Source organism: Psychrobacter sp. FME5 (assembly GCF_014861375.1).
GTDB lineage: Bacteria > Pseudomonadota > Gammaproteobacteria > Pseudomonadales > Moraxellaceae > Psychrobacter.
Map to the genome: position 1 here is coordinate 1 of NZ_RRYX01000173.1, position 3,237 is coordinate 3,237.

Sequence of the window (3,237 nt, forward strand, 5' to 3'; positions counted from 1 at the left end):
TCTTTGTCTACTAATTCGGGGTTAGTGATATCTACTACCATATACTTAATTCCTTTTGTTTGCTTAAATCAAAACTACTATAACACCATTATTCTATCATTAAATTAATCAACACATTATTAAAACACAGCCTTGATTTATAAAATAGACTGGGCGTCTTTCATAATTTTACTTAGCAAAGCCCCAGATTGCTTATCTTGCTGCAAACGATCTTCTTCGCTTATTTGGTTGGTATGAATTTTTTCGTATAAATTCAAGCAGCATAGGACAAGGATGCTTTCTTGGCTGAGGCTGGGCGCGTCTTTTCTTAGGGCTAAAGCCTTGTCATTGATATAAGAAACCGCTGAAAGCAGCTCTTCTTGCTCATGCACTGGGCAATAGATCGGGTAGGTGATGCCAGCAATCGCGATATCGACCTTTTTAATTTGTGGTTCAGTGGTTTTATCATCAGGTTTCGCAGCGGTGATTGGTGTGTACGAACCATTTGATGCTGCCTGTTGCGGCTTAGGTCCAGTATTTTTTGCTTGGCTGTTTTCTATTTGAGTGCTGTTTTGTGGCTGTTTTTCTACAGATTTTTTATGGTCATCGGTCATGATAAATCCTACAATATATGTTATTAAAGAGAATAATATAAAATATCACTGCTATAAATTTGCTGGCTTCATAAGTAAAAAAATAAGCATTAAACGTTATCAGTGGCAATGATTGATTAACTTTCTGCCTGATCAATACGCGTCAAGCGCTGCAATACCACTTGGGTACGCTCAGCGGCCAATTCGTTTTTCTTTTTCAAATCACTATTTTGCTGTTTAATATCGCTATACTGCTGCTTTAATTCATTGTTATGCTGCTGCAGCTCGCTGTTTTGCTGTTGTAATTGCTCAATCTGTTTGTTTAATTTGTCTTGCTCTTCACCGATCATATGATGCGCTTCAGCAAGACTTTGATAACGTTTATCAAGATCATTTAATTGTTTTTTCGCACCATCGCGCTCTGTATGGCTGCTATCGAGCTTAGTCTTAAGAGCCGCAAGTTCTTTTGGATCGGTCTCAGGTTGTTTTTTGAGGCTGCTAAGTTCAGCACTGACAAGCTGATATTGCTTTTTGATGTCGAGTACCATTTTTTCTAATATTCTAAGTTGGTCATACATAGTCAGTTTTTATCCTTAACAAGTAAGCGTGAATGAATTTTGTTCTCTGCGTTTAATAATGCCATAGGTGACCGCATAATATCTATATCAACAAAGTAATTGTATGACGCTTTATGACACTTTGTTTCTATTAACTATTAACTATTACTAATCAATGACTAGGACATCTATTATGAATGACAATATCTCGGGCTGGAATACATGGCTGACGGCGTTTGATGACTGGACTGACGTATCTATTAGTGAGGTACACGGCTTGATGACAGGGCTGATAACTGCCTGTAATGCACCCGATGAGCAAGTGTGGGCAAAGGTGTTTGAGGAGCTAAGTTTTGCGCCATTGCCTGATCAGGCGTTGACCTTACTGACTGAAGAAGCAGAAGATACGGTATTCCAGCTAAAAGACAAAGATGATGCTTATTCTTATACGCCATTAGTGCCAGATGATGAACATGACTTGTACGAGCGCGTGATGGCATTGAAACAGTGGGCAAATGGTTTTATGACCGGTTTTGGTATTACCGATTGCGGTCTAAGTAGCGAAGAAAACGAGATGCTGTCAGATTTGGCAAAGATTGGTGGCATTCGGCTAGAAGACGATGAAGATTTTGAAGGCGGCGAAGAGTCTTATTTGTATATCTATGAGTTTGCGCGCATGGTGCCAGTGAGCTTTGCTACCCGTAAGCGTAAACCAGTTAAAGATATTGCACTGATTGCTGGCTTGTCTATCGATGCCAAAACTACCAAAGAATTACAAGCAGAAGGTAAATTACCCAAACCAATGCCGCCAGTCGTTGATGCGATGAATCAAAATAACCCATCGTAAATGATATAGTTGGGTTTATATAAAAATATGCAGCGGGACTGGGATGGATTTTTCGTAGCTTCTGTCGGCGTAAGCACAGCAAGCGAGAAAAATCTATCCTAGGGCATGTCCTCAATCTGAACAAAATCAACTAAATGGGCTAAAAAATGGCTAAATCTTGCCAAACTGCGTTAAATAGCTGGCTAATATCTTGATATTATCTGTGCTACTTTCCTTGTTTGACAGCAATTAAAGAATAATAAAAGGGAGACTATGATGACAACTGATAATGATATGATTCATTTGCGTCGCTGTGTGGAGCTGGCAGCTGAAGCTTTAGAAGCGGGCGATGAACCGTTTGGCAGTGTGCTGGTTGATGCCGATGGACAAGTGCTACGAGAAGATCGTAACCGTGCCAATTCGGTCGATGCCACTTATCATCCAGAAATCGCCGTCGCCAAATGGGCCGCAGAAAATATGACAGCGGATGCGCGCACTAAAGCCGTGGTTTATACCTCAGGCGAGCATTGTGCTATGTGCTCAGCAGCTCATGCATGGGCAGGGCTTGGTCGTATTGTTTATGTCAGCTCATCAAAACAGTTGGGTGAGTGGATGGATGAGATGGGGGTGAAGTCTTCATCGCCTATCAATTCATTAAGTATCCAAGAAGTCGCCCCTGATGTAGCCGTCGAAGGTCCGATTGCAGGCTTAGATGAAGAAGTCAAAGCGCTACAACAGCGTTCATTCCAAAAAGGCTGAGGTCTTTTTATCTCATATCGTGATAAGGATATCTTATGACTGTGATAAATCATAATAAAGGTGAAAAACAAGCAACGCCTACAGCCAATTACCCCAATGATAGTATTGACTGGCTGACGCGGTTGATGGCGTTTGATACGGTTAGTCGCCATTCAAATTTGGCGTTAATCGACGATGTGAAAGGATATTGCGAGAAGTTAGGGTTGAGCGTAGATTTAACCTTCAATGAGGTTAAAAATAAAGCCAATCTATTTGTGACGGTGCCAGCTGGAGAAAAAGCTGATATTGTGAATAATGGTCTGGTGTTATCTGGACATACTGATGTGGTGCCAGTTGATGGTCAAGAGTGGACGTCTGAGCCATTTACTGCAACGATTCGTGGTGACAAGCTATATGGACGCGGCTCTTGCGATATGAAAGGCTTTATCGCTTGTGCGTTAACGCTGTTACCGCAAGCCGTAGAGTTATCTAGGGGCTGTATAGAATTGGGAGATAGTTGAAAAAAATAAGCAACGCCTTACAC

The 3,237-nt window shown here is 41.2% G+C and carries 4 protein-coding genes and 1 pseudogene; 3 read left to right on the plus strand and 2 right to left on the minus strand.

Going from position 1 to position 3,237, the window contains the following annotated elements; translation table 11 throughout:
* Positions 1–137: 137 nt before the first annotated feature.
* Positions 138–593 carry a cell division protein ZapA gene (locus EI161_RS13730; RefSeq protein ID WP_192523035.1) on the minus strand — a complete coding sequence of 152 codons (456 nt, stop codon included), beginning with the start codon at positions 591–593 and terminating at the stop codon, positions 138–140.
* 116 nt (positions 594–709) lie between these two features.
* Positions 710–1,150 (minus strand): hypothetical protein, encoded by a 441-nt coding sequence (locus EI161_RS13735; RefSeq protein WP_192523036.1) that lies wholly within the window; start codon positions 1,148–1,150, stop codon positions 710–712.
* A 172-nt stretch (positions 1,151–1,322) separates the two neighbouring features.
* Between EI161_RS13735 and EI161_RS13740 the strand changes: the two genes are divergently transcribed.
* From EI161_RS13740 to EI161_RS13750, 3 genes and pseudogenes are all read left to right on the plus strand, one after another.
* On the plus strand, positions 1,323–1,976 hold the full coding sequence (locus tag EI161_RS13740) for a UPF0149 family protein (protein ID WP_192523037.1): 654 nt from the start codon (positions 1,323–1,325) through the stop codon (positions 1,974–1,976).
* Positions 1,977–2,231: 255 nt separating this feature from the next.
* Entirely contained in the window at positions 2,232–2,714 is a 483-nt protein-coding gene (locus EI161_RS13745) for a nucleoside deaminase (RefSeq protein WP_192523038.1), read from the plus strand.
* Positions 2,715–2,749: 35 nt separating this feature from the next.
* Positions 2,750–3,184 (plus strand): annotated as a pseudogene (locus tag EI161_RS13750) (M20/M25/M40 family metallo-hydrolase); the annotation flags it as partial.
* Positions 3,185–3,237: the final 53 nt, after the last annotated feature.

What these genes read in the sequence shown, in the direction of transcription:
- EI161_RS13730 (WP_192523035.1), bottom strand. Translation starts at nt 593, where the DNA reads ATGACCGATGACCATAAAAAATCTGTAGAAAAACAGCCACAAAACAGC.
- EI161_RS13735 (WP_192523036.1), bottom strand. Translation starts at nt 1,150, where the DNA reads ATGTATGACCAACTTAGAATATTAGAAAAAATGGTACTCGACATCAAA.
- EI161_RS13740 (WP_192523037.1), top strand. Translation starts at nt 1,323, where the DNA reads ATGAATGACAATATCTCGGGCTGGAATACATGGCTGACGGCGTTTGAT.
- EI161_RS13745 (WP_192523038.1), top strand. Translation starts at nt 2,232, where the DNA reads ATGACAACTGATAATGATATGATTCATTTGCGTCGCTGTGTGGAGCTG.